General features: G+C 72.4%; 22 protein-coding genes and 2 tRNA genes. 9 read left to right on the plus strand and 15 right to left on the minus strand.

The features are described 5' to 3' along the window. Positions 1 to 4: 4 nt before the first annotated feature. From C6N40_RS11605 to C6N40_RS11625, 5 genes are all read left to right on the plus strand, one after another. Positions 5 to 508, plus strand: a complete 504-nt coding sequence (locus C6N40_RS11605; protein WP_106991198.1) for a CYTH domain-containing protein — start codon at positions 5 to 7, stop codon at positions 506 to 508. Further along, a complete protein-coding gene (nagZ, locus tag C6N40_RS11610; RefSeq protein ID WP_106991199.1) occupies positions 508 to 1,518 on the plus strand; it encodes a beta-N-acetylhexosaminidase in 1,011 nt (336 codons plus the stop codon). Before C6N40_RS11605 ends, nagZ begins: the two co-directional genes overlap by 1 nt. Before the next feature lies 1 nt (position 1,519). Beyond that, on the plus strand, positions 1,520 to 2,065 hold the full coding sequence (locus tag C6N40_RS11615; protein ID WP_106991242.1) for a hypoxanthine-guanine phosphoribosyltransferase: 546 nt from the start codon (positions 1,520 to 1,522) through the stop codon (positions 2,063 to 2,065). A gap of 2 nt (positions 2,066 to 2,067) precedes the next feature. Next, the gene (locus C6N40_RS11620; RefSeq protein WP_106991200.1) at positions 2,068 to 2,811 is read left to right on the plus strand and encodes an S-methyl-5'-thioinosine phosphorylase; all 744 of its coding nucleotides are present in this window, start codon (positions 2,068 to 2,070) and stop codon (positions 2,809 to 2,811) included. 100 nt (positions 2,812 to 2,911) lie between these two features. Next, on the plus strand, positions 2,912 to 3,115 hold the full coding sequence (locus C6N40_RS11625) for a cold-shock protein (protein ID WP_106991201.1): 204 nt from the start codon (positions 2,912 to 2,914) through the stop codon (positions 3,113 to 3,115). Between the two features lie 398 nt (positions 3,116 to 3,513). Here the strand turns inward: C6N40_RS11625 and C6N40_RS11630 are convergent, their stop codons facing one another. The 5 genes from C6N40_RS11630 to C6N40_RS11650 form a co-directional block, all read right to left on the minus strand. Further along, complete coding sequence (locus C6N40_RS11630) at positions 3,514 to 5,280, minus strand: ABC transporter transmembrane domain-containing protein (RefSeq protein ID WP_106991202.1); 1,767 nt, start codon at positions 5,278 to 5,280, stop codon at positions 3,514 to 3,516. Continuing rightward, positions 5,277 to 5,882 carry an IMPACT family protein gene (locus tag C6N40_RS11635; RefSeq protein WP_106991203.1) on the minus strand — a complete coding sequence of 202 codons (606 nt, stop codon included), beginning with the start codon at positions 5,880 to 5,882 and terminating at the stop codon, positions 5,277 to 5,279. The genes C6N40_RS11630 and C6N40_RS11635 overlap by 4 nt, the downstream gene beginning before the upstream one ends. Then, positions 5,879 to 6,760, minus strand: coding sequence for a hypothetical protein (locus tag C6N40_RS11640; protein WP_106991204.1), 882 nt, complete (start codon positions 6,758 to 6,760; stop codon positions 5,879 to 5,881). Before C6N40_RS11640 ends, C6N40_RS11635 begins: the two co-directional genes overlap by 4 nt. An 8-nt stretch (positions 6,761 to 6,768) precedes the next feature. Continuing rightward, a complete protein-coding gene (locus C6N40_RS11645; protein WP_106991205.1) occupies positions 6,769 to 8,466 on the minus strand; it encodes a vWA domain-containing protein in 1,698 nt (565 codons plus the stop codon). 65 nt (positions 8,467 to 8,531) lie between these two features. Then, a complete protein-coding gene (locus C6N40_RS11650) occupies positions 8,532 to 9,080 on the minus strand; it encodes an RNA polymerase sigma factor (RefSeq protein WP_106991206.1) in 549 nt (182 codons plus the stop codon). Between the two features lie 70 nt (positions 9,081 to 9,150). Here C6N40_RS11650 and C6N40_RS11655 point away from each other — a divergent pair, with 70 nt between their 5' ends. Continuing rightward, positions 9,151 to 10,608, plus strand: coding sequence for a diguanylate cyclase domain-containing protein (locus C6N40_RS11655; protein WP_106991207.1), 1,458 nt, complete (start codon positions 9,151 to 9,153; stop codon positions 10,606 to 10,608). Here C6N40_RS11655 and xseA read toward each other — a convergent pair. Then, positions 10,605 to 11,951, minus strand: a complete 1,347-nt coding sequence (gene xseA / locus C6N40_RS11660) for an exodeoxyribonuclease VII large subunit (RefSeq protein ID WP_106991208.1) — start codon at positions 11,949 to 11,951, stop codon at positions 10,605 to 10,607. The genes C6N40_RS11655 and xseA overlap by 4 nt on opposite strands. Positions 11,952 to 12,054: 103 nt before the next feature. On the opposite strand from xseA, the gene C6N40_RS11665 reads away from it, so the two are divergent. Together C6N40_RS11665 and ispG are read left to right on the plus strand one after the other, a co-directional pair. Further along, a complete protein-coding gene (locus C6N40_RS11665) occupies positions 12,055 to 13,725 on the plus strand; it encodes a hypothetical protein (protein ID WP_106991209.1) in 1,671 nt (556 codons plus the stop codon). After that, on the plus strand, positions 13,722 to 14,960 hold the full coding sequence (ispG, locus tag C6N40_RS11670) for a flavodoxin-dependent (E)-4-hydroxy-3-methylbut-2-enyl-diphosphate synthase (protein ID WP_106991210.1): 1,239 nt from the start codon (positions 13,722 to 13,724) through the stop codon (positions 14,958 to 14,960). Before C6N40_RS11665 ends, ispG begins: the two co-directional genes overlap by 4 nt. Here the strand turns inward: ispG and C6N40_RS11675 are convergent. Beyond that, on the minus strand, positions 14,936 to 15,859 hold the full coding sequence (locus C6N40_RS11675) for a GGDEF domain-containing protein (protein WP_162782205.1): 924 nt from the start codon (positions 15,857 to 15,859) through the stop codon (positions 14,936 to 14,938). The genes ispG and C6N40_RS11675 overlap by 25 nt on opposite strands. Positions 15,860 to 15,959: 100 nt before the next feature. Here C6N40_RS11675 and C6N40_RS11680 point away from each other — a divergent pair, with 100 nt between their 5' ends. Next, positions 15,960 to 18,731, plus strand: a complete 2,772-nt coding sequence (locus C6N40_RS11680; protein ID WP_106991212.1) for a serine/threonine-protein kinase — start codon at positions 15,960 to 15,962, stop codon at positions 18,729 to 18,731. Positions 18,732 to 18,735: 4 nt separating this feature from the next. Here the strand turns inward: C6N40_RS11680 and C6N40_RS11685 are convergent, their stop codons facing one another. From C6N40_RS11685 to rnd, 8 genes are all read right to left on the minus strand, one after another. Further along, positions 18,736 to 19,608 (minus strand): DMT family transporter, encoded by an 873-nt coding sequence (locus tag C6N40_RS11685; protein WP_106991243.1) that lies wholly within the window; start codon positions 19,606 to 19,608, stop codon positions 18,736 to 18,738. A gap of 50 nt (positions 19,609 to 19,658) precedes the next feature. Next, positions 19,659 to 20,702, minus strand: a complete 1,044-nt coding sequence (murB, locus tag C6N40_RS11690) for a UDP-N-acetylmuramate dehydrogenase (protein ID WP_106991213.1) — start codon at positions 20,700 to 20,702, stop codon at positions 19,659 to 19,661. After that, on the minus strand, positions 20,699 to 21,733 hold the full coding sequence (locus C6N40_RS11695; protein ID WP_106991214.1) for a quinone-dependent dihydroorotate dehydrogenase: 1,035 nt from the start codon (positions 21,731 to 21,733) through the stop codon (positions 20,699 to 20,701). Before C6N40_RS11695 ends, murB begins: the two co-directional genes overlap by 4 nt. A gap of 10 nt (positions 21,734 to 21,743) precedes the next feature. Continuing rightward, positions 21,744 to 22,043 (minus strand): DUF4190 domain-containing protein, encoded by a 300-nt coding sequence (locus C6N40_RS11700; protein ID WP_205208600.1) that lies wholly within the window; start codon positions 22,041 to 22,043, stop codon positions 21,744 to 21,746. An 8-nt stretch (positions 22,044 to 22,051) separates the two neighbouring features. After that, positions 22,052 to 23,584 (minus strand): L-piperidine-6-carboxylate dehydrogenase, encoded by a 1,533-nt coding sequence (gene amaB / locus C6N40_RS11705; protein WP_106991215.1) that lies wholly within the window; start codon positions 23,582 to 23,584, stop codon positions 22,052 to 22,054. Positions 23,585 to 23,606: 22 nt separating this feature from the next. Continuing rightward, positions 23,607 to 23,683, minus strand: a tRNA-Arg gene (locus C6N40_RS11710). A 110-nt stretch (positions 23,684 to 23,793) separates the two neighbouring features. Beyond that, positions 23,794 to 23,869, minus strand: a tRNA-Ala gene (locus C6N40_RS11715). A 40-nt stretch (positions 23,870 to 23,909) separates the two neighbouring features. Beyond that, a complete protein-coding gene (gene rnd, locus C6N40_RS11720) occupies positions 23,910 to 24,998 on the minus strand; it encodes a ribonuclease D (RefSeq protein WP_106991216.1) in 1,089 nt (362 codons plus the stop codon). Positions 24,999 to 25,045: the final 47 nt, after the last annotated feature.

The following is a 25,045-nucleotide window of genomic DNA, read 5'->3' on the forward strand; positions in this document are numbered from 1 at the left end:
CGCCGTGGGCATCGAGATCGAACGCAAGTTCCTGGTGCAAGGTGAAGGCTGGCGCGCCGCGGCAGTGAAGTCGGTGCGCATGGCCCAGGGTTACATCAATGACATGGCCGCGCTGCGCGAGGGCCGGCAGAACGCCTCGGTGCGCGTGCGCATCGCCGGCGAGCAGGCCTTCCTCAACCTCAAGTCGCGCGAGCTGGGCCACACCCGCCAGGAGTTCGACTACCCGGTTCCCGTCGCCGACGCCGAGGCGCTGCTGGCGCTGTGCGTGGGCGGCCGCATCGACAAGGTGCGGCACTACGTCGCGCACGCCGGCCACACCTGGGAAGTGGATGAATTCGCCGGCGAGAACGCCGGCCTGGTGGTGGCCGAACTCGAGCTGGCCGACGCCGGCGAGGCCTTCGCCCGCCCGGCCTGGCTGGGCCGCGAGGTGACCGACGAGCTTCGTTACTACAACCTGGCGCTCGCCGAGCGCCCGTACTCGCGCTGGCGCGCGGAGGAGAAAGCCTGATGCTGGTGGTGGGAATCAGCGGCCTGGAGCTCACGGCCGAAGAGCGCGACTGGCTGCATCACCCGGCCGTGTCGGGCGTGATCGTGTTCAAGCGCAACTTCGCCTCGCGCGCGCAGGTGGCCGACCTGTGCGCCGACATCCGCGCCACCGCGCCGCGGCCGCAGCTGCTGTGCGTGGACCAGGAGGGCGGCCGCGTGCAGCGTTTCCGCAACGGTTACTCCGAGCTGCCGCCGCTGGAGGGCTTCGGCCGCCTGTACGCCGCCGACCCCGATGCCGCGCTGGCCCTGGCGCACGAGCATGCGTGGCTGATGGCCAGCGAGATCCGCGCCACCGGCCTGGACCTGAGCTTCGCCCCGGTGGTCGACCTGGGCCGCGGCAACTTGGCCATCGGCAACCGCGCCTTCGACGCCGACCCCGCCATCGTCGCCGCCTTCACCCGCGCCTACGTCGCCGGCATGCACGAGGCCGGCATGGCCGCCACCCTCAAGCACTTCCCGGGCCACGGTTCGGTGCTCGAGGACACCCACTTCGACGACGCCGTCGACCGGCGCCCGCTCGCCGAGCTGCAGGCCCTGGACCTGGTGCCCTTCGCCGCCGGCATCGAAGCCGGCGCCGCCGCGGTGATGATGGCGCACGTGAAATACCCGGCGGTGGCGCCGGAGCCGGCCGGCTACTCGCCGCGCTGGATCCGCGAGATCCTGCGCCGCGACATGGGCTTCGGCGGCATCGTCTTCAGCGACGACATCGGCATGGCCGCGGCCGAGTCCGCCGGCGGCGTCAAGGCGCGCATCGACGCGCACCTCGACGCCGGCTGCGACGTGGTGCTGGTGTGCGCGCCGGCGCTGGTGCCCGATTCGCTGCGCGCCGTCGAGGACCGCCCCGAACCGCCGGCCCTGCTGCTGGCGCCGCTGCACGGCCGCGGCGAGCTGGCCTGGGAAACCCTGCTGGCCGACGCACGTTACGATGGCACGCGCGCCGCGCTGCGCCGGCTCGAGCAAGGAAACGCCTGACATGTCCCCCGAACTGAGCACCGCCCTGGCCAACTCCGACCGCCTGTTCGACCAGGCGGCGATCGAGGCCGCCATCGATCGCATCGCCGCCGAGATCGATCGCGACTTCGCCGGCGGCGAGCGCCCGGTGTACCTGACCATCATGCACGGCGGGCTGCCGTTCGCCGCGCGCCTGGCGATGGCGATGCGCACCGACCTGGAATTCGACTACCTGCACGCCACCCGCTACCGCGGCGCCACCACTGGCTCCGGGCTGGCCTGGCTGCACCGCCCGGCCACGTCGCTCAAGGGCCGGCGCGTGCTGGTGACCGACGACATCCTCGACGAGGGCCACACGCTCAAGGCCGTGGTGGAGTGGTGCCGCGAACAGGGCGCGGCCGAGGTGAAGGTGGCCGTGCTGGCGCTCAAGCGCCACGACCGCCGGGTGGCCGGCGTCGCCGCCGACTATGTCGCGGTCGAGGTTCCCGACCGCTACGTCTATGGCTACGGCATGGACTTCCACGAGCAGGGCCGCAACCTGCCGGCGATCTACGCGCTGAAGGACTGAGCATGGCCGCCATCGATCTCGCCATCATCGGCGGCACCGGCGTGTACCGGCTCGCCGCGCTGCACGAACCCGAGGCCATCGAAGGCGACACGCCCTGGGGCAAACCCTCGGGCCCGGTGCGCGTGGGCACGCTGGCCGGGCGCCGGGTGGCTTTCCTGGCCCGCCACGGCGAGGGCCACGCGCTGCCGCCGCACCGGGTGAACTACCGCGCCAACCTCTGGCAGCTCAGGCAGCTGGGCGCGACGCGGGTGCTGGCCGTGAACACGGTCGGCGGCATCACCGGGCGTTTCGGCCCGCGCGTGCTGGCGCTGCCGGACCAGCTGATCGACTACACCTGGGGCCGCGCGTCGAGCTTCTGGGACGGGGAGGGCGGCGAGGTGCTGCACGTGGACTTCGGCGACCCCTACACGCCGGCGTTGCGCGCCGGGGTGCTGGCCGCCGCCGCCCGGGCCGGCCTGCCTCTGGTGGACGGTGGCTGCTACGGCGCCACGCAGGGGCCGCGCCTGGAAACGAAGGCCGAGATCGCCCGGATGCGGCGCGATGGCTGCGACCTGGTCGGAATGACCGGCATGCCCGAGGCGGGCCTCGCCCGCGAACTGGGCCTGGACTACGCCTGCCTGGCGATCGTGGCCAACTGGGCCGCCGGTTGCGGGGACGCGGCCGAGATCACGCTGGCCGAGGTGCTGGAGAACGTGGAGGCGGCCTCGGCCGGGCTGCCGGGCTTGCTCGAAGCCCTGTTGGGGTGATTGTCAAGCGTTTTGGCCTTGTTCATACTCGGGCCGTGCACGCGACCGGAGCATCGGCACACGGGGCACGCCTGTTCTTACAGCATTCGAGGTCAAGTACATGAGTTTCGGCACCGTGAAGTGGTTCAACGACGCCAAGGGCTTTGGTTTCATCGCTCCCGAGGACGGTAGCGCGGACGTGTTCGTGCACTATTCCGCCATCAACTCGAAGGGATTCCGCTCGCTGCAGGAAGGCCAGCGCGTGAGCTTCGAGGTGGTGCAGGGCCCGAAGGGCTCGCAGGCCTCGAACGTCACCCCGGCCTGAGCCACCCGATTCGTCGTACCCCGAAGCCCCGCCCCCTGGCGGGGCTTCTTTTTTGTGGAACCCGATCCCCTGTTGGAGGGCCTTCAGGCCCGACGCCTCTGCTCGCCGACCCTTCCGGCCGGCTGCCTGGCGGAGTGGCGCCGTCGCTCCGATTGTCGCGGCGGCCTCCAGGGACGCGACGCGGTTGCTCTCCCGTCGGCCTCGACATTTTTTCGAGGAGGTGGCGTGCGTTCGCCCCGGCCGACCCTCGGAGACATGGATGTCGACGAGGAGCCCCATGGATGGGTTCACGGCGTGTCGGCCGGGGCGAACGCACGCCGCCTCCACCCGCCAAGGTGGCGAGTCGCCTTAGCCAGAAGCAGCAAAGGCATCGGGCCTGAAGGCCCTCCAACAAGGGGTCAGGCGGTGGGGGCGTGGTTGAACTGCAGGCGGGCGAGTTCGGCGTAGAGGCCGCCCTGGGCGAGGAGTTCGGCGTGGGTGCCCTGGGCGACGATGCGGCCCTTGTCCATGACGATGATGCGGTCGGCCTTGAGCACCGTGGCCAGGCGGTGGGCGATGACCAGGGTGGTGCGGCCGCGCATCAGGCGTTCGAGGGCCTGCTGCACCGCGCGTTCGCTCTGCGCGTCGAGGGCGCTGGTGGCCTCGTCGAGCAGCAGCACCGGCGCGTCCTTGAGCAGGGCGCGGGCGATCGCCAGGCGCTGCTGCTGCCCGCCGGACAGGCGCGCGCCGCGTTCGCCCAGTTCGCTGTCGTAGCCCTGGGGCAGGGCGGCGAGGAAGTCGTGGGCCTCGGCGGCGCGGGCGGCGGCTTCGATTTCGGCGTCGCTGGCCTCCAGCCGGCCATAGCGGATGTTCTCGCGGGCGGTGGTGCCGAAGATCATCGGGTCCTGCGGCACCAGCGCGACCTGGGCGCGAAGCGCCACCGGGTCGAGCCGGCGCAGGTCGTGCCCGTCGAGGGTAATGCGGCCCGATTCCGGGTCGTGGAAGCGCAGCAGCAGCTGCAGCACCGTGCTCTTGCCGGCGCCCGAGGGGCCGACCAGGGCCACCGTTTCGCCGGGGCGCAGCGACAGGCTGAAATCTTCCAGCGCCGGCGCGTCGGGGCGGGTCGGGTAGTGGAAGACCACGCCATCGAAGGCCAGCTCGCCGCGCACCGGCGTCGCCAGCGGCTCGGCGTCGGCCGGCACGGCCAGCACCGAACGCTCGCCCAGCAGCTCGCCGATCCGGGCCATGCCGCCGGCGGCGCGCTGCACCTCGGCCCAGACCTCGGCCAGGGCGCCGACCGAGCCGGCGCCGATCAAGGCGTAGAGCACGAACTGGCCGAGCGTGCCGGCGCTCATTTCGCCGGCGATCACGTCGCGGGCACCGACCCAGAGCACGGCCGTGATCGAACCAAACACCAGCACGATCACCAGCGCGGTCAGCGCCGCCTGCATCCGGATGCGCTTGCGCGCCGCGCCCAGCGCCACCCGCACCGCCTCGTCGAAGCGGCCGGCCTCGTGCGACTCGCGGGCGTAGCTTTGCACCGTGTGCATCGCGCCCAGGGTTTCGCCGGCACGGGCATTGGCGTCGGCCACGCGGTCCTGGGCGGCCTTGGCCACGGCGCGCACGCGCCGGCCCGAAAGCGCCATCGGCAGCACGATCAGCGGGATGCCCAGCAGCACGAACAAGGCCAGGCGCGGGCTGGTGACCGCCAGCATCACCGCGCTGCCCAGCACCGTGATGCCGCTGCGCAGCGCCACCGACATGCTCGAGCCGACCACGCTGCGCAGCAGTTCGGCGTCGGCCGACAGGCGCGAGAGCAACTCGCCGGCGCGGGTGCGCTCGAAGAAGGCCTGGTCGAGCGAAAGCAGGTGCGAATACAGCGCCCGGCGCAGGTCGGCCACCACGCGTTCGCCCAGCAGGGTGACGAAGTAAAAGCGCGCCGCCGTCGCCAGCGCCAGCACCACCGCCACCGCCAGCAGCAGCGCGAACCAGCGGTCCACCGAGCTGCCTTCGGCGAAGCCCTGGTCGATCATGAAGCGCACCGCCACCGGCAGGGTGAGCGTGGCGCCCGAGGAGAAGGCCAGCGCACCCAGCCAGGCCGCCACCAGGCCGCGGTGCGGCCGCACGAAGGGCAGCAGGCCGCGCAGGGAATTGACGGGCGGCTTGGCGGCCGGTTGTTCGCTCATTCGACGGGGGTCTCGATGCGGTGCAGGCTGGCGGCGCCGCGGCTGAGGTCGCGCAGGCGGGTGGCCAGCAGGTCCCCATTGTAGTCCGGCACGCGCAGCCGCAGGTGCAGGCCGTTTTCGTCGAAGTCCTCGCCCAGCTTCTGTGCATCGAGCGTGTCGAGCAGGGCGTGTACCGCGCCGGCGAGTTCGAAGCCGCAGGCCAGTTCGCATTCGAGCCAGCGGATGATGTCGCGGCGCCGGGCCGTGCGCAGGCATTCGGCGGCCGCGCCGCCGTAGGCGCGCACCAGGCCGCCGACGCCCAGGTTGGTGCCGCCGTACCAGCGCGTCACCACCACCATCACCTCGTCCAGGCCCTGGCCCTCGATGGCGGCGAGGATCGGCCGGCCGGCGCTGCCGCCGGGCTCGCCGTCATCGGAGGAGCGGTAGTCGGCGCCGATGCGGTAGGCCCAGCAGTTGTGCGTGGCTTGCGGGTCGGACACCTCGCGCAGCCAGGCCAGGGCCTGCTCCGGCGAATCGACATGCCGGGCCTGGGCGATGAAGCGGCTGCGCTTGGCTTCCAGTTCGAAACGGGCCGGCGCGGCGAGGGTCTGCGCCGCGCTCACTGCAGCAGCGGGGCCAGGTCGGCCGGGATCTCGTGACGCGGGTACATGGCCTGGTAGCGCAGCAGGCTCGCGCGGGCGCCGGCGCGATCGCCCTGGCGCACGCGCTCGCGGATGCGCTCGATCCAGGACTCGGGATAGAGCCGGGCGTCCTCGTCCACCGGCGGCAGCACGGCCGGCAGCGCGTCGGCGACGGCAGCCTCGTCGGACCGCTCGGCCGGTTCCTCGGGCGCGGCCCCGGCGACCGGCGCCGGGGCGCCGGCCTCGGCCCGGACCGGCACGGGCGCCGTCGCCGAAGCCGGCGGTTCCGGCGGGCGCGGGCCGGCGGCCTCGATGCGCCCGGGCGTGTCGCGGCTGGTGCGTGCCGCGGCTTCGCGCTCGGCCGCCTTCGCTTCCAGCTGCTGGTCCATGGCCTGCCGCGCTCGCGCCTTGGCCGATTCGATGGCCTGCCGGCGGGCGATGTCGTCGGCCGGCGGGGCTGACGCGGGAGGGGCGGCGAACTCCGCGGGCGGCGCCGGAGGCGGCGGGGGCGGCGGAAGCGCAAGTTCCTGCGGCGACGGTGCCGGCACCGGCGTCGCCACTGGTTCGGCCGGAGCCTCCACCGGGAAGCCTTCGGGCAGCCCGGACGGCTGGCCCGGGCGCAGCTGCAGGCCGATGCCCACCGCCAACACCGCGGCCGCGGCGGTGCCGACGGCCCACCAGGGCAGGCGGCGCGGCTTGCCGGCCGGGCGTCCGGAGGACACGGCGTCGCGGGCCGCCGCCAGGATGGCGGCGTCCACGCGCGCCGGGGGCTCGCCCGCGGGAAGCGCGCGCAGCACCCGGGCCAGGTCGGCTTCGTCGCCGTCCAGGCCGGGGTCGCGTGGGTCCCGCGGGTTGGCCATGCTGCTGTTTACTCCTCGCTGATGCGGGCCGGGCCGGCGGCGCCGGCCAGGCTGCGTGCCTGGGCGACCAGGTTCAGGAATTCGCCGCGGTAGCCCCACGGATCCTCGCCGCGGGCGCCGCGGGCGAGCGCTTCCACCTCGTCCCAGCCGTAGCCGTTCATGTTACGCCCGCCGCGCAGCAGGTCGGCATAGGCCGCCACGGCGGCGGCGAAACGCAGGCTCTCGCTGGCCGTCGCATCCATCGCCCGGCGGGTGACGGGCTGCTCGACCAGCACGCTGTGGTCGTTGCCGGGCTGCTTGTAGCGCAGCTTGAGGAAGGCCAGCTCCTGGCCCCGCGTCGTCGCCGGCGCCGGCGCGGCGCCATAGCGCAGCGGGTCGCTCGATTCGCAGCCCATGCCCACCAGGCACAGCTCGTAGATCGCCGTCACGTCGTGGCCGGCGCCGATCTCGCCGGCGTCGACCTGGTCGTTGTTGAAATCCTCGCGCGCCAGTTGGCGGTTTTCGTAGCCGACCAGCCGGTATTCGGCCACCTGCGCCGGGTTGAACTCGACCTGGATCTTCACGTCGCTGGCGATGGTCAGCAGGGTCGAGCTCATCTCCTCGACCAGCACCTTGCGGCCTTCCATCAGGTTGTCGATGTAGGCGTGGTTGCCGTCGCCGACGTCGGCCAGGCGCTCGGCCAGGGCGTCGTTGTAGTTGCCCATGCCGAAGCCGAGCGTGGTGAGCGCGACGCCGGCCTCGCGGCCGTGTTCGACCTGGGTTTCGAGCGCGCGGGTGTCGTAGATGCCGACGTTGAAGTCGCCGTCGGTGGCCAGGATGACGCGGTTCACGCCGCCCTCGATGAAGCCTTGTTTGGCCATCGCGTAGGCCAGGGCGATGCCCTCGCCGCCGTTGGTCGAGCCGCCGGCTTCGAGCCGGCCAAGCGCATCGAGGATCTCGCCGTGGCGGTCGCCCGGCGTCGGCGGCAGCACCAGGCCGGCGCTGCCGGCGTAGACCACGATCGAGACGCGGTCCTGGGCGCGCAGGCGCGGCACCATCTGCCGGAAGCTCTCGCGCAGCAGCGGCAGCTTGTCCTCGGAGCTCATCGAGCCGGACGTGTCGATCAGGAACACCAGGTTGGCCGCCGGGATCTGCTCGCGCGGCACTTCGTAACCCTTCAGGCCCACCTGCATCAGCACGCGCTTGTCGTCCCAGGGCGCCGGGGCGAGCTCGGTGCTGATGCGGAAGGGCTGGCTGCGGTCGGTGGGCGCCGGGTAGCCGTAGTCGAAGTAGTTGATCATCTCCTCGACCCGCACTGCGTCCTTGGGCGGCAGCTGGCCGCGCGCCAGCATGCGGCGCACGTTGCTGTAGCTGCCGGTGTCGACGTCGATGGAGAAGGTGGACACCGGGTTCTCGACGGTGCGCACGATGGCGTTGTCCTCGAACTCGGCGTAGTTCTCGGTGTTGGGCTCCGGCGCCTGCGGTATCGGCATGTAGGCGGCCGGCGGCGGGGGCGGGGGCGACGCCATCGGCGCGGGCATGCCGGTGGGGGCCGCCGCCAGCCTCGATCCGCTGGCTTCGATCGTCTCGATCTCCGCGCGCTTGGCGCGTTCCTTGCGAGCGGCCTCGGCGGCCAGGGCCCGCTCCTGCGCGGGTTCTTCGGCGACCTTGTGGGCGCAGCCGGCGGCGATGGCGAGGGCGAGGGTGCTCAGGACGAGGTGGCGCATGGAATGGCTCCGGTTGGGTTGGGCCTCGTGTTGAACGCCCGGGTGCAGGGAACGGGGTTGCCGGCTCATGGGCGAAGCCTCGCGCGCAGTTTGTCCATGGCATAGCGCAGGCGCGACTTCACGGTTTCCCGGCCGGCGCCGGTGATCTCGCCGATCTGCTCGAGCGTCAGCTCCTGCTCGAGCCGCAGAAGCAGGACTTCGCGCTGTTCGGGCGGCAGTTCCTCCAGCGCCAGCTGCAGGCGCCGGCGCTCTTCGAAGGCCGACAGTGCGCGTTCGGGCGTGTCCGGGTCGGGCAGGCGTTCGGCCGCTTCCTTCGCGTCCTCCGGGGCATCCGGACGGTGCGATTTGGCGCGCCAGTGGTCGGCCAGGCGGTTGTGGGCGATCTGGTGGAGCCAGGTGCCGAACTTCGCTTCCGGGCGATAGCGCCCGCGGGCGGCGATCACGCGCTGCCAGACGTCCTGGAACAGTTCCTCGGCCAGGCCCGGGTCGCGAAGCTGGCGCTGCAGGTGCCGGTACAGGCGCAGGCGGTGCCGCGCGTACAGGTCCTCGAACGCGCCGGCATCGCCCGCGGCGAACGCCAGCATCAAGGCTTCGTCGGTCGGTTCGGCCTGCATCGGTCCCAGCCTAAGGCCTTTCACCCGGGCCGGGAAGCGGCGCCATGGCCGGCACGGTAGAGTAGCGGCCATGGCCGCCCGCGAAGACAGCCTCGAGCCTCTGGGTGCCGAGTCCCACGACCCGGCAGACAGCTGGCTGCGCCCGGGCCGGCCGATGTTCTTCGGCCTGCTGGTGCTGCTGATGGGCATTTACTTCAGCATCAGCGCGGCCCAGCTCGAGCGTGACCGCTACCTCTCCGAGCGCCGCTCGCGGGTCCAGGCCGAGTTGTCGGACTTCCGTGCCCGCCTGGAGACCCGCGTCTACGCCAGCGTGGGCCTGGTGCGCGGCGTGGCCGTGCAGGTGGTGCAGCAGGAAGGCATGTCGCACGAGGCCTTCGATGCCATCGCCGCCGAATTGCTGCGCGGGCAGCCGGGCATCCGGAGCCTGAGCCTGGCGCCGGGCTTCGTCATCACCGAGATCTATCCGCGCGAAGGTAACGAGGCGGCCCTGGGCCTGGACCAGCTCGAGGACCCGGTCCAGAAGGGCGCCATGCTTCGCGCGATCAAGGAGGATGGCCCGCTGCTGGCCGGACCCTTCGAGGCGGTGCAGGGCGGCCGCGTGCTCGCCATCCGCATCCCGCTGTGGGTCGACCGCGAGGGCGTGCCCCGGCTCTGGGGCGCGGTGAACATGGTGCTCGACCACGAGGAGCTGCTGGCCGAGGCGGGCATCAAGGCGCTGGAGAAGCAGCTGCGGCTGAGCATCGTCGGCCGCGATGCCGCCGGCCCGGGTGGCGAGATCGTGCGCGGCCTGCGCCTGCCGCCCGACAGCCGGGCGGTGCGCGTCCCGGCCTTCCTGCCCGGCGGCAGCTGGCTGATCTCGGCGGTGCCGCTGGAAGGTTGGGATGCCCGCCCCTGGTGGCGCACGCCCGGCTTTCCGCTGCGCATCATCCTCAGCGTGCTGGCGGCGATGGCCACCACCCGCATCCTGCACGACCGCCAGCGCATCCGCCGTCTCGCCGGCATGGACGCACTCACCGCCCTGCCGAACCGGCGCTGGGCGCTGCAGCACCTGTCGCGGCGCATCCTTCGTGCCCGTCGCGGCGACGGCCGGTTCGCGCTGCTGAGCTTCGACCTCGACGGCTTCAAGCCGGTCAACGACACCTACGGCCACGCCGCCGGCGACTACCTGCTGGCCGAGATCGGCCGGCGCCTGACCGAATCGGTGCGCCCCGGCGACGTGGTGGCGCGCATGGGCGGCGACGAATTCCTGGTCATCGTCGGCATCGAGGACGGCGCCGATGAATCCTGGCTGCGTGCGGTGGCGGCGCGGGTGCAGTCGGCGATCAGCCGGCCGGTACCGATCGAGGGCCACTGGGTGGTGGTGGGTGCCAGCATCGGCATCGCCTGCTTCCCCGAGGATGGCGATGACTCCGAGACCCTGCTGCGCCGCGCCGACGAGGCCATGTACCGCGCCAAGGCCGGCCGCAGCGACGGCGTGGCCTTCGCCGGGCCGCTGGCCCTGGGCAGCCGGCCCGACGTGGCCGATTAATCGGCGTCCGGCTCCACCCGCAGCCGCAGTTCGCCTTCCGCAAGCCGCGCGCGCAGGCTCTCGCCCGGCCGGGCATCGACGGCACGGCGCAGCACCTTGCCGTCGGCCTGCTGCACGATGGCGTAGCCGCGGCCCAGCGTGGCCAGCGGACTGACGCCAGCCAGCGCCCTCGCAAGCCCCCGCAGGTGCAGTTGCTGCTGTTCCAGCCGGCGCGGCAGCACCGCGTGCAGGCTGCGCGCCAGCAGCGCCAGCCTGTGCGCATGGGCTTCCAGGCGCTGGCGCGGGTGGGACTGGTCGAGGCGTCGCAGCAGCTTCGACAGGCGCTCGGCGCGGCGCGCACCGGGCGTGCGCCAGGCCTGGTCGAGCCGGCCGCGCAGGGTGGCCAGGCGGTTGCGGCCGCGCTCGAGCCGCAGCTGCGGGCGCAGCGCCTGGAGCTTGAGGAAGGCCTGGTCCAGGCGCTGGGCGCGGGCGGTGGCCAGGCGCGCCTGCAGGGCGTCGAGGCGGCGGCGTTCGCTGCGCAGGCGCGCGGCCAGTTCGCCGGCGTCGGGCACGATCAGCTCGGCCGCGGCCGAGGGCGTGGGCGCGCGCAGGTCGGCGGCGAAGTCGGCCAGGCTCACGTCCACCTCGTGGCCGATGGCGGCCACCACGGGCACCGGCGCAGAAGCGATCGCACGCGCCAGGGCCTCGTCGTTGAAGGCCCACAGGTCCTCGAGCGAGCCGCCGCCGCGGGTGAGCAGCAGCAGGTCGTAGCGGCCGCTGGCGCCGGCGCGGCGCAGCATGTCCAGGATCTGCGCGGCCGCGCCGTCGCCCTGCACCGGCACCGGCAGCACCTCGGTTTCGAGCAGCGGGAAACGCCGGCCCAGCACGCTGAGCACGTCGCGAACGGCGGCGCCGCGCGGCGAGGTGATCACGCCCAGCCGGCGCGGGAAGGCGGGCAGGGGGCGCTTGCGGGCGGTGTCGAACAGGCCCTCGGCCGCCAGCCGGGCCTTGAGCTCCTCGAAGGCCCGGCGCAGCGCGCCTTCGCCGGCTTCCTCGAGGTGCTCGAGCACCAGCTGGTAATCGCCGCGGGCCTCGTACAGCGTCAGGCGGCCGCGCGCCAGCACCTGCATGCCGTCGCGCGGGGCGAAGCGCAGGCGCTGGGCGCTTTGCCGGAACAGGGCGCAGCGCACCTGGGCGCGTTCGTCCTTGAGCGTGAAATAGCAGTGGCCCGAGGCCGGCCGCGAGAAATTGCTGATCTCGCCTTCGACCCAGACCTGCGGAAAGCTGCCCTCGAGCAGGTCGCGCGCCAGCGCATTGAGCTGGGACGGACGCAGGACCTGGCGTTCGCGGGCGAGGGAAGACATGGCGGTTCCGGGCTCGGCCCCACAGGATACCCCGCCGCGTTGTCCCGGGGGCTGGGGCCGGCCGCCGGCCCGGTCTAAACTGTGCCCCACACGAGGAGCCCGAATGAGCGAGAGCTACCGCCGCCTGTGCCAGGACCTGCCGCCCGCCGCCGGCGGTGCGCCGCGCTTCGCCGCCGACCCCAGGAAGGTCAAGGCCTGGGTGGCGGCACTGCCGCGCGCCAATCCGCAGGCGGTGGAGCAGGAGATCGCCCAGGCGCTGCCGGGCCTGCTCGCACAGCGCCTGGAAGGTGGCCAGCGTTTCGCCGCGCTCGAAGAGCTGCGCCCGGCCACCGTCGAGGCCATCACCCTGCTCGAGCGCGGTTTCAGCGGCAGTTCGCTGCCGCTGCCGCCGGACAAGGCCCGCGCCGCCAGCATCGCCGGCGACTTCCACCTGCAGCTGGCCATCGGCTACCGCCAGGCGGTCTGCGAGCTCTGCGCGCCCTCGGGCTCCGTGCCCTTCCTGCGCGGCGGCAACGTGCTGCTGGCGCTGGAACGTTCTGCCTGGCACTACGTGCGCGCGCTGGCCCTGGCCTGGCGCGTCTACCGGCCGGCGCCGGCGGGCGCCTGGCAGGGCCTGCACCGGCTGCACCGGTTTGCCGTTTCGCTCAAGCTCGAGCGCAAGGGTGCCGACGACAAGCTCGCCGGCGGCAGCCAGGACGTGAACACGCTCTATCTCCAGGCCCTGCTGATGGCGGCCGTGAACCCTTATGCCTTCGGCCAGTCCGAGCAGGACACGCTCTGGCCCGCCACGCGCGGCTACGCGGCGCGCTGCCGGTTGCTCGACCGGGCCCCGGAGGGCATCGCGCCGGTGGTGCCCGAAGACGCCGACCGCGGCCCCGGTGCGCCGGCGCCGGACGAGTCCCCGTCGACCTGGCTCGACCTGGCGCCCTTCGCCGGCGACGTCGAGCGCGCCCTCGGGCGCGTGCGAGACGGCCAGGGCGAACTCGCGCCGACCCCGGGCCTGGGCATCACCGTCGGCAACGACCTGCTGATCCGCCTGCGCCGCGCCTTCGGCCAGATGGCCGCGCGGGGCCTGGTGCGGCTGCCGGCCGGGCACTCGCTCGACACCGTGCTGGGCCTGAGCGGCCTGCACTACCTGCTGGCCGGGCAGCGCGACTTCGACACCTTCATGCGCCAGTCGGCCGCCGGCACGGTGCACGTGATCGCCGGCGCCGCCTGGACCCAGGGCACCGCCGCGATGACCCGCGTGCCGCGGTTCACGGCCCGGGTGCTCGACCAGAGCCTGGGCGGCTACCGCATGGCCTGGGACAGCGCCGAGCAGGCCCGCGCCAAGGTCGGCGAGCTGGTCGGCCTGGGCTTCGGCGAGGACGGCGAGGAGCTGGACTGGATGGTCGGCGTGATGCGCTGGCTTCGCTACGAGGGCGACGGCAGCCTTTCGGCCGGCGTCGAACTGCTGTCGCGGCGCTCGAGCCCGGTGGCCCTGCGCGTGGTCAGCGCCGATGGCGGCAGCCGCCAGATGCAGCGGGCGGTCGAGGTCTTCCCGATCGACGGCACGCCCGGTCGCTGCTTCGTCTGCAGCGCCTCGGTGGAGGCCGGCAGCCGGGTCGAGGTGATCCACGATGCCGCCAGCCACATTCCCGAGGTCGGCGCGCGCGGCCCGGATCTGCTCGAGGACGTCGAAGTGCTGCTCAACGCGGGTGATTACGTGCTGCTGGGTGAACGCCTGCCGGCGCCGGCCGGGGCCGAAGCAAGCGAAGAGGGCGTGCCGGCATGAGCGAGGCGAAGGCACAGCCGCGCCGCGCCACCCGCGCGGTGCAGGTCGGCGGCGTGACCCTGGGCGGCGGCGCCCCCATCGTCGTGCAGTCGATGACCAACACCGACACGGCCGACGTGGCGGCCACGGTGAAGCAGGTGGCCGAGCTCTGGCGCGCCGGCTCCGAGCTGGTGCGGGTGACGGTGAACAATCCCGAGTCGGCCGCCGCGGTGCCCCGCATCCGCGAAAAGCTCGACATGATGAACGTGCCGGTGCCGCTGGTCGGCGACTTCCACTACAACGGCGACCGCCTGCTGGCCGCCGAGCCGGCCTGCGCCGAGGCCCTGGCCAAGTACCGCATCAATCCCGGCAACGTCGGATTCGGCAAGAAGAAGGACACCCAGTTCGCGGCCATCGTCGAGAAGGCCATCGAGTTCGGCAAGCCGGTGCGCATCGGCGTGAACTGGGGCTCGCTCGACCAGGCCCTGGCCGCGCGGCTGATGGACGAAAACGCCGCCCGGCCCGATCCCTGGGACGCCGGCCGCGTGCTGCGCGAGGCGCTGGTGCTGTCGGCGGTCGAGTCGGCGGAAAAGGCCGTGGAAATCGGCCTGCCGCGCGAGCGCATCGTGCTCTCGGCCAAGGTCAGCGGCGTGCAGGAGCTGATCGCGGTCTACCGCGACCTCGCCACGCGCTCCGACTTCGCCCTGCACCTGGGCCTGACCGAGGCCGGCATGGGCAGCAAGGGCATCGTCGCCTCGGCGGCTGCGCTGGCGGTGCTGCTGCAGGAAGGCATCGGCGACACCATCCGCATCTCGCTCACGCCCGAGCCGGGCGCGCCGCGCACCCAGGAAGTGGTGGTGGCGCAGGAACTGCTGCAGACCATGGGCCTGCGCGCGTTCACGCCGCTGGTCACCGCCTGCCCGGGCTGTGGCCGCACCACCAGCGAGTTCTTCCAGGTGCTGGCGCAGAAGGTGCAGGAGCACGTGCGCGGCCAGATGCCGGTGTGGAAGCTCAAGTACCCGGGCGTCGAGAACCTGTCGCTGGCGGTGATGGGCTGCGTGGTCAACGGCCCGGGCGAATCGCGCCATGCCGACATCGGCATCTCGCTGCCCGGCACCGGCGAGGCGCCGTCGGCACCGGTGTTCATCGACGGACAGAAAGCCATGACCCTGCGCGGCGAGCACATCGCCGACGAGTTCGTGCAGGTGATCGACGACTACGTGGCGCGCCGCTACTCGGCTTCCACGCCCGACTGAAGCAGGCCTTCCTGGACGCAGACGCGGTTGCGGCCCTCGTCCTTGGCGCGGTAGAGCGCGACGTCGGCGGCCCGCATCAGGGCGCTGCGGTCGAGCCGGTCCGGCGCGAGGCCGGCGATGCCGATGCTTATCGTCAGCCGCTGCGGCTGGCCACCGAGCACGAAACTGTCGGCGGCCACGGCCTCGCGCAGCCGCTCGGCGAAGGCCCGGGCGTCCTCGAGGTCGGTCTCGGGCAGCAGCACCGCGAACTCCTCGCCGCCGATGCGCGCGGCCACGTCCTCGCCGCGCACGAAGCGGCGCACGATGCCCGCCAGCTGGCGCAGCACGCCGTCGCCGGCGATGTGGCCGTACTGGTCGTTGACCGGCTTGAACAGGTCGACGTCGATGATGCACATCACCAGCGGGCGGCCATGCCGGGTGGCGCGGGCGATCTCGCGGTCGACCGCCTCGGTGAAGTGGCGGCGGTTGTACAGCTCGGTCAGCGCGTCGCGCGTGGCCAGCTGGTAGACCTCCTGGTGGTAGCGGGCCTCGACGCTGGAGTGGCTGATGAACTTGAGGATGCACTCGCCGAGCGTGATGTGGTCGCCGTCGGCCAGCTCGCCCTGGGCCACCGGCTCGTCGTTGACGCGGGTGGTGTTGGTGGCCCCGAGGTCGCGGATGCGGTAGATATCGCCGTCGCGCCAGACCTGGCAGTGCCGGCGCGACACCGAATTGTGCGGAATGTGCAGGTCGGCCTCCTGCGAACGGCCGATCACCACCGGCACCTCGCCCAGGTCGGCGCGTTTGCCCAGGCCCTCGCCATGGATCACGACCACGCAGGCGGAGCGCGGCGTCGACCGGCGCGGGCCGTCGCTGAGCAGGGTTCGCTGGGTGGTGGCGATCTTCTCGGTCTCGCGCATCGGGCTTGGTCCGGGAGGCCTTTGGTGAAGTGTAGCCCGTCGGCAGCCCGGGGTGAGGGGCTGGGCTAGACTCTCGGGTGTTCGAACGTGGGGGAGTGGCATGAGCGGCAACGGCGAAGACGACCTGGCGCCCACCGAAGGTTTGCCCGTGCGCGGGCCCCTGGCCCCGGCCGATGACGGGGCCGCGCTGGCGGCTGGGCTGCGACTGGGGAACTACCGGATCGAGGCGCTGCTCGGCCGCGGCGGCATGGGCGAGGTCTATCGCGCCGAACAGCTCGAGCCGGTGCGCCGCACCGTGGCCCTGAAGCTGCTGCACGCGCGTCGGCTCGACGCCCGGCACCTGGCCTACTTCGAGGTCGAGCGCCAGCTGCTGGCGCAGATGAAGCACCCGTCCATCGCCCAGGTCTATGACGCCGGCGCCACGCCGGACGGTTTCCCGTACTTCGTCATGGAGTTCATCGAGGGCAGCCCGCTCACCAGCTACTGCGAGCAGGCGCGGCTCAGCCTGCGCGAGCGGCTGGCGTTGTTCATCCGCGTCTGCGAGGGCGTGCAGCACGCGCACCAGCGCGGCGTGGTGCACCGCGACCTCAAGCCCGGGAACATCCTGGTTTCGGAGGTGGACGGGCGGCCGCTGCCGAAGATCATCGACTTCGGCATCGCCACCGCGGCCAGCCGCTCGCTCGCCGCGGGCGAGCGCGCCGGCGAACTCGAGCGCGCCGGTACGCCCGACTACATGAGCCCCGAGCAGTCCGGTCTCCAGGGCGTCGAGGTCGATACCCGCTCCGACGTGTATTCGCTCGGCGTGCTGCTGCACGAGCTGCTGGTGGGGCGCCGCCCGGGCGCCGGCGCGGATACCGCAGGCACCCAGCGCGCGGCGCATACGGCCAGCACCACGGCCCGGCCGCCGTCCGCGCAGATGCAGACCCTGGCGCCGGGCGCCGAGGCCGTGCGCGCCGAACTGCTGGGCCTGAGCCAGCCGCGGCTGCGCCGGGCCCTGCGCAACGACCTGGACTGGGTGGTGCTCAAGGCGATGAAGCACGATCGCGCCGAGCGCTACAGCTCGGCCGCCGAACTCGCCCAGGACCTGCAGCGCTTCCTCGACGGGCTGCCGCTGCAGGCGGTGCCGCCGAGCCGGCGTTACCAGTGGGGCAAGACGATCCGCCGGCACCGGCTGGGCCTGGCCGCGGCGGCGGCGGTGTCGCTGGCGGTGCTGGCTGGCCTGGGGGCCTCGCTGTATTCGCTGCAGCAGGCGCGCGAGCAGCGGGCGCTGGCCGAGCGCCGCAGCGCCGAACTCGAGCGCGTGGCCGCATTCCAGCAGGCCATGCTCAAGGGCGTGGACATCGAGGCGATGGGCGTGGAGTTGGCCACCGGCCTGCGCGAGCAGCTCGGCGGCGGCGACCCGGCACGCGCCCTCGAGGCCGAGGGCCTGCTGGCCCGGGCCAGCCCGCCGGACCTGGTGCGCCGGCTGCTGGGCAAGCAGCTGCTGGCCGGTGCGGAAACGGCGCTGGCCAGGGATTTCGCCGACCAGCCGCTGCTCCAGGCCGACCTGCGCGAGGCCGTGGGCGATGTCTATGACGCACTCGCCCTGCATGCCGAGGCGCGGGCGGCGTTCGCCTCCGTGGCCGAGGCGCGCGAGGCCGGCCTCGGGCCGGACCACCCGAGGTCGATCGATGCCCGGCGCAAGCAGGCCGCCTCCCACGGCAACACGGGCGCGCTGGCCGAGGCCCTGGCCACCTTCGAGGAACTGCAGCCGCGCCTGGCGGGCCTGGATCCCAACGAGGAACTGCCGGTGCAGCTCGAGCTCAACATCGCCGGCGCCCTGTCCGGGCTGGGGCGGCTGCCGGAGGCGCGGGAGCGCCAGCAGGCGCTCTACGAGCGGCTGGCGGCGGCGCGCGGCGAGGACGACAAGCGGTCGATGACGGTGCTCAACAACCTGGCGATCAGCTACGCCCGCACCGGCGACCAGACGCTGGCGCGCGAGACCTTCCAGGGGCTTTATGAGCGGCGCCGGCGACTGCTCGGCGCCGACCACGAGGACACCCTCGCCACGATGGGCAACCTGGCCATCCTGTGGCTGATGGCGGGCGACGTGGAAGCGGCGCTGGAGCTGCAGCGCGAGCTGGTGGCGGCCTTCGAGCGCAAGCTGGGGCGCGAACACCCGTCCACGCTCAACCAGCGCGGCAACCTGGCGAACATGATGGATGACCTCGCCAACCGCGAGGACGACGACGCGCTGCGCGCGGAGGCGCTGGCGCTGACCCGCGAGGTGCTGGCGGCCCGCGAACGCGTGCTCGGTTCGGGCTCGCGCGACGCCCTGCGCTCGCGGCTCAACCTCGCGGCGCTGCTCGCGCGCGACGAACAGTACGAGGAGGCGCTGGCGCTCGAGCAGGCGGTGCTCGAGGGGCGGCGCGCCCTGCTGGGCCCGGCCCATCCCGACACCGTGTTCGTGGAGGTGAACCGCGTCGGCACGCTGTACCGGGCCGGGCGCGAGCAGGAATCCTGGGCGATGCTGCAGCAGGTCAAGCCGCGTGTGCTCGAAGTGCTGGGCGAACGCCACTCCCAGACCCATGTGCTGCTCGACCTCGAAGGCAGGCTGCTCGACAAGCGCGGCCAGCCGGCGGCGGCCCGCGATGCCTTCGCCGAGAGCTACCGCATGCGCCTTGCGGGCCTGGGTCCGCAGCATCCGGAAACCTACATGGCCGCCTGGCGGCTGGCGCAGGCCGAACGCGACGCCGGCAACCCGGCGGCGGCCGAGCTCCTGCATGCGGAGGTCATCGCGCCGCTGCTGGCCACGCCGGCGGAGGAGCTCGCTGCGCCGCAGCGCGATGCCGTGCGGCGGATCCGGGAGGCCGAAGAATCCGGCGACGACTAGCCGCTCAGCGCGGCGTCGGTGTCTCCGGGTTGATTTCCGGGTCGGTCACGGTCTGCCGGGCCAGGCGCGCCTCGCGCCGGGCGATGTAGACGTTCGAGCCGAAGATGATGGCCGCGCCCAGCACGGTCCAGCGGTCGAGCGCCTCGCCGAACAGCAGCCAGCCGGCGATGGCCACCACGATGATCTGCAGGAAGCTGATCGGCGTGAGCAGCGAGGCATCGCCGAGCCTCAGGGCCCGCGTCCAGCACATGTGCGCGGTGCTGCCCAGGACGCCGGCCAGGACGATCCACAGCCAGGTGATGCCGGCCGGCATTTCCCAGACCGTCAGCGCCGGCACCAGCGACATCGGGATCCACAGCAGGGTGGTCCAGATGACGATCGCGTCCGGGTGCTCCGAGCGCGAGAGGAACTTGATGCTGATCGCGACGCTGGCGCTGGCCACGGCCGCCAGCAGCGCCACCAGGCTGGCGGCGGTGAAGGCGTCGCTGCCGGGGCGCACGATCACCAGCACGCCGAGGAAGCCGACGATCACCGCGGTCCAGCGCCGGGCCCGCACGATCTCGCCGAGCACGATCACCGCGCCGATGGTGACGAACAGCGGGGTGGAGTAGGACAGGGCGATGGCCTGGGCCAGCGGCAGGTTCACGATCGCCCAGAAGCCGGCCAGCATCGAGACCATGCCGACCAGGCAGCGCACGATGTAGAAGCCGATCTTGTTGGTGCGCAGCAGCGACGGCCCGTGCCTGGCCAGGATGGGCACCAGCACCAGGAAGCCGAAGAAGTTGCGGAAGAAGGCGATCTCGAAGGCGTGCAGCTGCGCCGAGGCCAGGCGGATGCACACCGCCATGATGCCGAACAGGACCATGGCCAGCACCATCAGGCCGACGGCGCGGCGCAACTGCGAGGCGGCGTCGGCCGGGGCGGGGCTCAAGCGGGGTCGAAGCGGGCGCCGATTATGCGCGGCTCGGGTTCGAGCGCCACGCCGAAGCGCTCGCGCACGGAGGCGGCGATGCGCCGGGCCAGGTCGAGCAGCTGCCGGCCGGTGGCCTGGCCGTGGTTGACCAGCACCAGCGCGTGCTGCGGCGCCACGCCGGCGTCGCCCTCGCGGAAGCCCTTCCAGCCGCAGGCCTCGATCAGCCAGGCGGCCGAGAGCTTGCGCTCGCCCTCGGCGGTGGCGAACACGGGCAGGCCCGGGTGCGCGGCCTGCAGGGCCTCGGCGGTGGCGGCATCCACCACCGGGTTCTTGAAGAAGCTGCCGGCATTGCCGAGCAGGGCGGGGTTGGGCAGCTTGCGCGTGCGCAGGCGGCTGATGGCCTCGGCCACGTGCACCGCGCGCGGCGCGTCCACGCCCATCGCGGCCAGCTCCTCGCGCACGCCGGCGTAATCGAGCCGCAGTTCGCGCCGGCGCGGCAGCCGCAGTTCGATCGCGGTCACCACCCAGCGATCGGCCTCGCGCTTGAACAGGCTGTCGCGATAGCCGAAGCCGCACTCGGCCGCCGGCAGTCGTTTCACCTGGCCGGTGTCGCGCTGGAAGGCCTCGACGGCCTCGATGAATTCGCCCACCTCGACGCCGTAGGCGCCGATGTTCTGGATGGGCGCGGCGCCGACCGTGCCCGGGATCATCGCCAGGTTCTCGAGCCCGCACAGGCCGCGGGCGAGCGTCCAGGCCACCAGGTCGTTCCAGTTCATGCCGGCTTCGGCGCGCACCAGCACGCTGTCGCCGTCGTCGCGCAGGATCGCGGCGCGGGCCATGGTCAGGCAGATCGCCACGCCCGGGAAATCGTCGACGAACAGCAGGTTGCTGCCTTCGCCGATCACCAGCACCGGGCCGTCGCGCAGCATGGCGAAGCCGAACAGCTCCTCGAGCGCGTCGGCGCGGCCGACGTCGGCCATCACGGCGGCGCGGGCGGGAACGCGGAAGGTGTTGCGTCCGGCGAGGGAGACATCCTCGGCCAGCTGGTATCCGCTCACGCGACGCCCTCGCGCCGGCGCCGGATCGCGTCGACGCACTCACCGATCAGCCGCGGCCCGCGATAGACCAGGCCGGTGTAGAACTGCACCATCAGCGCGCCGGCGGTGATCTTGCCGGCCGCGTCGGCGCCGCTGAGGATGCCGCCGACGCCGATCATCGGGATCGACTCGTCCAGCCGGCCGCGCAGGCGGCGCAGCACGGCGGTGGACTTGCCGTAGATCGGCGCGCCCGACAGGCCGCCGGCCTCGCGGGCATACGGGTGGCCCTCGACCGGCAGGCGGTCGACGGTGGTGTTGGTGGCGATGACGCCGTCGACCTCCAGGTCGCTGAGTACGCGGGCGCAGGCGTCGATGTCGTCGTCGCTCAGGTCCGGGGCGACCTTCACCAGCATCGGCACGCGCTTGCCGTGCTGCGCGCCCAGGCGCTCCTGCGCCTCGCGCAGTTCGCCGACCAGGCGGCGCAGCTGCTGCTCTTCCTGCAGTTCGCGCAGGCCGGCGGTGTTGGGCGAGGAGATGTTGACCGTCACGTAGTCGGCAAGCGGGTATACGCGCTCGAGGCAGTAGAGGTAGTCCTCGGCGGCATCCTCGTTGTGCGTGTCCTTGTTCTTGCCGATGTTGATGCCCAGCAGTCCCTGCTTGCGGCGCGCCTTCGAGACGTTGCGCACCAGCGCGTCGACGCCCAGGTTGTTGAAGCCCAGGCGGTTGATGACGGCGTTGTGCTCGGGCAGCCGGAACATGCGCGGCTTCGGGTTGCCTTCCTGCGGGCGCGGGGTGGTGGTGCCGACCTCGACGAAGCCGAAGCCCAAGGCCAGCAGCGCGTCGACATGGGCGCCGTCCTTGTCCAGCCCGGCGGCGCAGCCGACCGGGTTGGGGAAGACCAGGCCGAAGGCCTTGGTCGGCAGCGGCCGCGGGCGGCCGGCCAGCAGCGGGTTGAGGCCGCTGCGGTAGGCCGCCTCGATCGCCTTCAGGCCCAGTCCGTGGGCCCGTTCCGCGTCGAGGTGGAACAGGAAGGGCTTCGCGATCGAATACATGCCCCGGCCCTCAGAGCTGTCCGCTCGCGCCCGCCAGCCCCATGAGGACCGCCAGGCCGCCGAAGAACAGGATCACCGCCAGCACGCTCAGCACCATCAGCCCGATCGCGATCCAGCCCAGGATCAGGCCGGCGAGGGCCATGCCGTCGCCTTCCATCTGGCCCTGCGCGCGCCGGATCTCGGCGCGCGCCATGTGTCCGGTGATCACCGCCACCAGGCTTCCCAACAGGGGCAGGAGGGTCCAGCCCAGGATGCCGCCGACGAGGCTGGCGACGGCAAGTCCGCTGGTTGGCCTGGATGCTTGGATCATGGCGGGTCTCAGAGGTCGAACTTGATGCCCTGGGCCAGCGGCAGCGCGTCGGAGTAGTTGATGGTGTTGGTCTGGCGGCGCATGTAGACCTTCCACGCGTCGGAACCCGACTCGCGGCCACCGCCGGTTTCCTTCTCGCCGCCGAAGGCGCCGCCGATCTCGGCGCCGGAGGTGCCGATGTTGACGTTGGCGATGCCGCAGTCGGAGCCGGAGGCGGCCAAGAAGGCCTCGGCGGCCTTGAGGTTCTGGGTGAAGATCGCCGACGACAGGCCCTGGGGCACGTCGTTCTGCATGGCGATGGCGTCCTCGAGGTCGGCGTAGGGCATGACGTAGAGGATCGGCGCGAAGGTTTCGTGCTGGACGATTTCGTCGCTGTTCTTCAGGCCCGTCACGATCGCCGGCAGCACGTAGTTGCCCGGGCGGTCGATGGCGGCGCCACCGGTCTCGACCTTGCCGCCGGCGGCCTTGGCCCTGGCGATGGCGTCGAGGTAGGCCTGCACGCCGTCGCGGCTGTTGAGCGGGCCCATCAGGTTGGCCGGGTCGGTCGGGTCGCCGATCTTCTTCTCGACCTGCTTGTAGGCGGTGACGAGCTTGGCCAGCACGTCGTCGAAGATCGACTCGTGCACGAACAGGCGGCGCGTGGTGGTGCAGCGCTGGCCGGCGGTGCCGACGGCGCCGAAGACGATGGCCGGGATGGCCAGCTTCAGGTCGGCGCTCGGGTCGACGATGATCGCGTTGTTGCCGCCCAGCTCGAGCAGGCTGCGGCCCATGCGGCGGGCGACGCGCTCGCCGACGTGGCGGCCGACCCTGGTCGAGCCGGTGAAGCTGATCAGCGGGATGCGCTTGTCGTCCACGAAGCCGGCGGCGATGTCGGTGCCGGCGTCGTTGAACAGGAAGAAGATGTCCGGGAAGCCGCCGGCGCGCAGGGCCTCGTTGCAGATCTTCATCGAGGCGATGGCCGACAGCGGGGTCTTGGGCGAGGGCTTCCAGATGCACACGTCGCCGCAGACGCCGGCCACGAAGCTGTTCCAGGCCCACACCGCGACCGGGAAGTTGAAGGCCGAGATGATGCCGACGATGCCCAGTGGGTGGTACTGCTCGTACATGCGGTGGCCCGGGCGCTCGGAGTGCATGGTCAGGCCGTAGAGCTGGCGCGAGAGGCCGACGGCGAACTCGCCAATGTCGATCATCTCCTGCACCTCGCCGTCGCCTTCGGGCTTGGACTTGCCCATCTCGAGCGCAACCAGCGAACCGAGCGCGTCCTTGTGCTTGCGCAGGGCCTCGGCGCACAGGCGGATGGCCTCGCCGCGGCGCGGGGCCGGGGTGGTGCGCCAGACCTTGAAGGCGGCCTGGGCGCGCTCGACGATCAGGTCGTAGTCGGCCTGCGAGGAAGCGTAGACCTTGCCCAGAACCTCGCCGTTGCCCGGGTTGACCGGCTCGAGCACGCCGGCGTCGCGGGTCTTGGACCACTCGCCGTTGCCGAGGTAGGTGCCGGATTCCTCGGCCTGCAGGCCGAGCGCGGTGAGGACGGGATGGGACATGACGACTCCTTGATGCGGGATGTGGCGACCCCGACACGATTCGAACGTGTGACCTTCCCCTTAGGAGGGGGACGCTCTATCCAGCTGAGCTACGGGGCCATGCGGGCGGGTGCACCGCCGCGGGGGCGGGGCAATCCTTTGATTGTCTCACGGGGCGCTTGGGCGGGAAAGAAAAAGGGCCGGGCGAAACGCCCGGCCCTTCTGGTTCGTGGTGGAGAGGATGGGGATCGAACCCACGACCTCGTCATTGCGAACGACGCGCTCTCCCAGCTGAGCTACCCCCCCACGGAAGGCCTGCGATTATAGGGGCATGTCGGGCCGATGGCTAGCCACCGGCCAGGATCGGGGACAGCACCGGTTCAAGCAGCTCGCGCCGCCAGCCCTCCAGCGCCGCCGGCCAGCCGCGGCCGGCCAGCAGGGCTTCGAGATGCCTGCGCGAACATAGCAGCCCCTCGGGCAGGCTGAGTTCGCCGGCCCGCGTGGCCACCGCCTGCTGCAGGGCCTTGAGGCGGGCCTTGTCGCCGCCGTCGGCATCGGCGAGCGGCAGGGACAGCTCCTGCTCCGACAGCGGCGCCGAAAGCACCTCGAACAGTTCGCCGCGCGCCTTGCGCGGCGCCTTGGGCGAACGGTCGAGCACGGCGTGGAATTCCGACAGGCTGCGCGGCGGCCGGCGCGCCAGCGCGACCGCCAGCTCGTTGTCGAGTACCCAGCCCTTGGGCTTGTCGCTGCGCCGGGCCTGGACCTCGCGCCAGCGCAGCAGCCGCGCCAGGCGTGCCTGTCCCTCGCGGTCGAGGGTCTGGGCGCTGCGCAGGGCCAGGTGCGGCCACGGATCATCGCCCTCGTCGGCGGCGCCACGCAGGGCGCGCTCGGCGTCCTGGCGCAGCCAGTCGTGGCGGCCGCGTTCGGCCAGCTCCCGGTCCAGTAAGGCATGCACGGCATGCAGGTGGCGCACGTCGTCGGCCGCGTATTCGCGCTGCGACTCGCTCAGCGGCCGGCGCAGCCAGTCCGAACGGGTTTCCCCCTTGGCCAGCTGCACGCCGGTGACCTGCTCCACCAGCTTCTGGTAGCCCAATCCGGCGCCCAGCCCGCACAGCGCGGCCGCCACCTGGGTGTCGAACAGCGGCGCCGGCAGGGCCTGGCAGCCGCGCAGGAGCGCCTGCAGGTCCTCGCTGGCGCTGTGCATGAGCTTGGTGACCGAGGCGTCGAGCAGCAGCGGCCGCAGCGCCTCGTCCATGCCGGGCACCAGGGGGTCGACCAGCAGGATTTCGCCCGGCACCGCCAGCTGCACCAGCGCCAGCTGCGGGTAGTAGGTGCGCTCGCGGATGAACTCGGTGTCCAGCGCCACCAGCGGCTGGCCGGCCCAGGCCGCGAGGCGGGAGGCGAGGGCGTCGGGTTGGTCGATCCAGGAAGTCACGGGCTGCCTTTGGTTGCCAGGGACCGGCACCTTAGCCTAAGTTCGGC

Source organism: Arenimonas caeni (assembly GCF_003024235.1).
Classification (GTDB): domain Bacteria; phylum Pseudomonadota; class Gammaproteobacteria; order Xanthomonadales; family Xanthomonadaceae; genus Arenimonas; species Arenimonas caeni.

Coding starts and splice junctions, on each gene's coding strand:
- ispG (WP_106991210.1), top strand. CDS start 13,722: ATGAGCGAGGCGAAGGCACAGCCGCGCCGCGCCACCCGCGCGGTGCAG.
- C6N40_RS11695 (WP_106991214.1), bottom strand. CDS start 21,733: ATGTATTCGATCGCGAAGCCCTTCCTGTTCCACCTCGACGCGGAACGG.
- C6N40_RS11620 (WP_106991200.1), top strand. CDS start 2,068: ATGGCCGCCATCGATCTCGCCATCATCGGCGGCACCGGCGTGTACCGG.
- C6N40_RS11640 (WP_106991204.1), bottom strand. CDS start 6,760: ATGGCCAACCCGCGGGACCCACGCGACCCCGGCCTGGACGGCGACGAA.
- nagZ (WP_106991199.1), top strand. CDS start 508: ATGCTGGTGGTGGGAATCAGCGGCCTGGAGCTCACGGCCGAAGAGCGC.
- C6N40_RS11680 (WP_106991212.1), top strand. CDS start 15,960: ATGAGCGGCAACGGCGAAGACGACCTGGCGCCCACCGAAGGTTTGCCC.
- C6N40_RS11655 (WP_106991207.1), top strand. CDS start 9,151: ATGGCCGCCCGCGAAGACAGCCTCGAGCCTCTGGGTGCCGAGTCCCAC.
- C6N40_RS11700 (WP_205208600.1), bottom strand. CDS start 22,043: ATGATCCAAGCATCCAGGCCAACCAGCGGACTTGCCGTCGCCAGCCTC.
- C6N40_RS11625 (WP_106991201.1), top strand. CDS start 2,912: ATGAGTTTCGGCACCGTGAAGTGGTTCAACGACGCCAAGGGCTTTGGT.
- C6N40_RS11615 (WP_106991242.1), top strand. CDS start 1,520: ATGTCCCCCGAACTGAGCACCGCCCTGGCCAACTCCGACCGCCTGTTC.
- amaB (WP_106991215.1), bottom strand. CDS start 23,584: ATGTCCCATCCCGTCCTCACCGCGCTCGGCCTGCAGGCCGAGGAATCC.
- C6N40_RS11630 (WP_106991202.1), bottom strand. CDS start 5,280: ATGAGCGAACAACCGGCCGCCAAGCCGCCCGTCAATTCCCTGCGCGGC.
- C6N40_RS11685 (WP_106991243.1), bottom strand. CDS start 19,608: ATGGTGCTGGCCATGGTCCTGTTCGGCATCATGGCGGTGTGCATCCGC.
- C6N40_RS11675 (WP_162782205.1), bottom strand. CDS start 15,859: ATGCGCGAGACCGAGAAGATCGCCACCACCCAGCGAACCCTGCTCAGC.
- C6N40_RS11650 (WP_106991206.1), bottom strand. CDS start 9,080: ATGCAGGCCGAACCGACCGACGAAGCCTTGATGCTGGCGTTCGCCGCG.
- C6N40_RS11665 (WP_106991209.1), top strand. CDS start 12,055: ATGAGCGAGAGCTACCGCCGCCTGTGCCAGGACCTGCCGCCCGCCGCC.
- xseA (WP_106991208.1), bottom strand. CDS start 11,951: ATGTCTTCCCTCGCCCGCGAACGCCAGGTCCTGCGTCCGTCCCAGCTC.
- C6N40_RS11645 (WP_106991205.1), bottom strand. CDS start 8,466: ATGCGCCACCTCGTCCTGAGCACCCTCGCCCTCGCCATCGCCGCCGGC.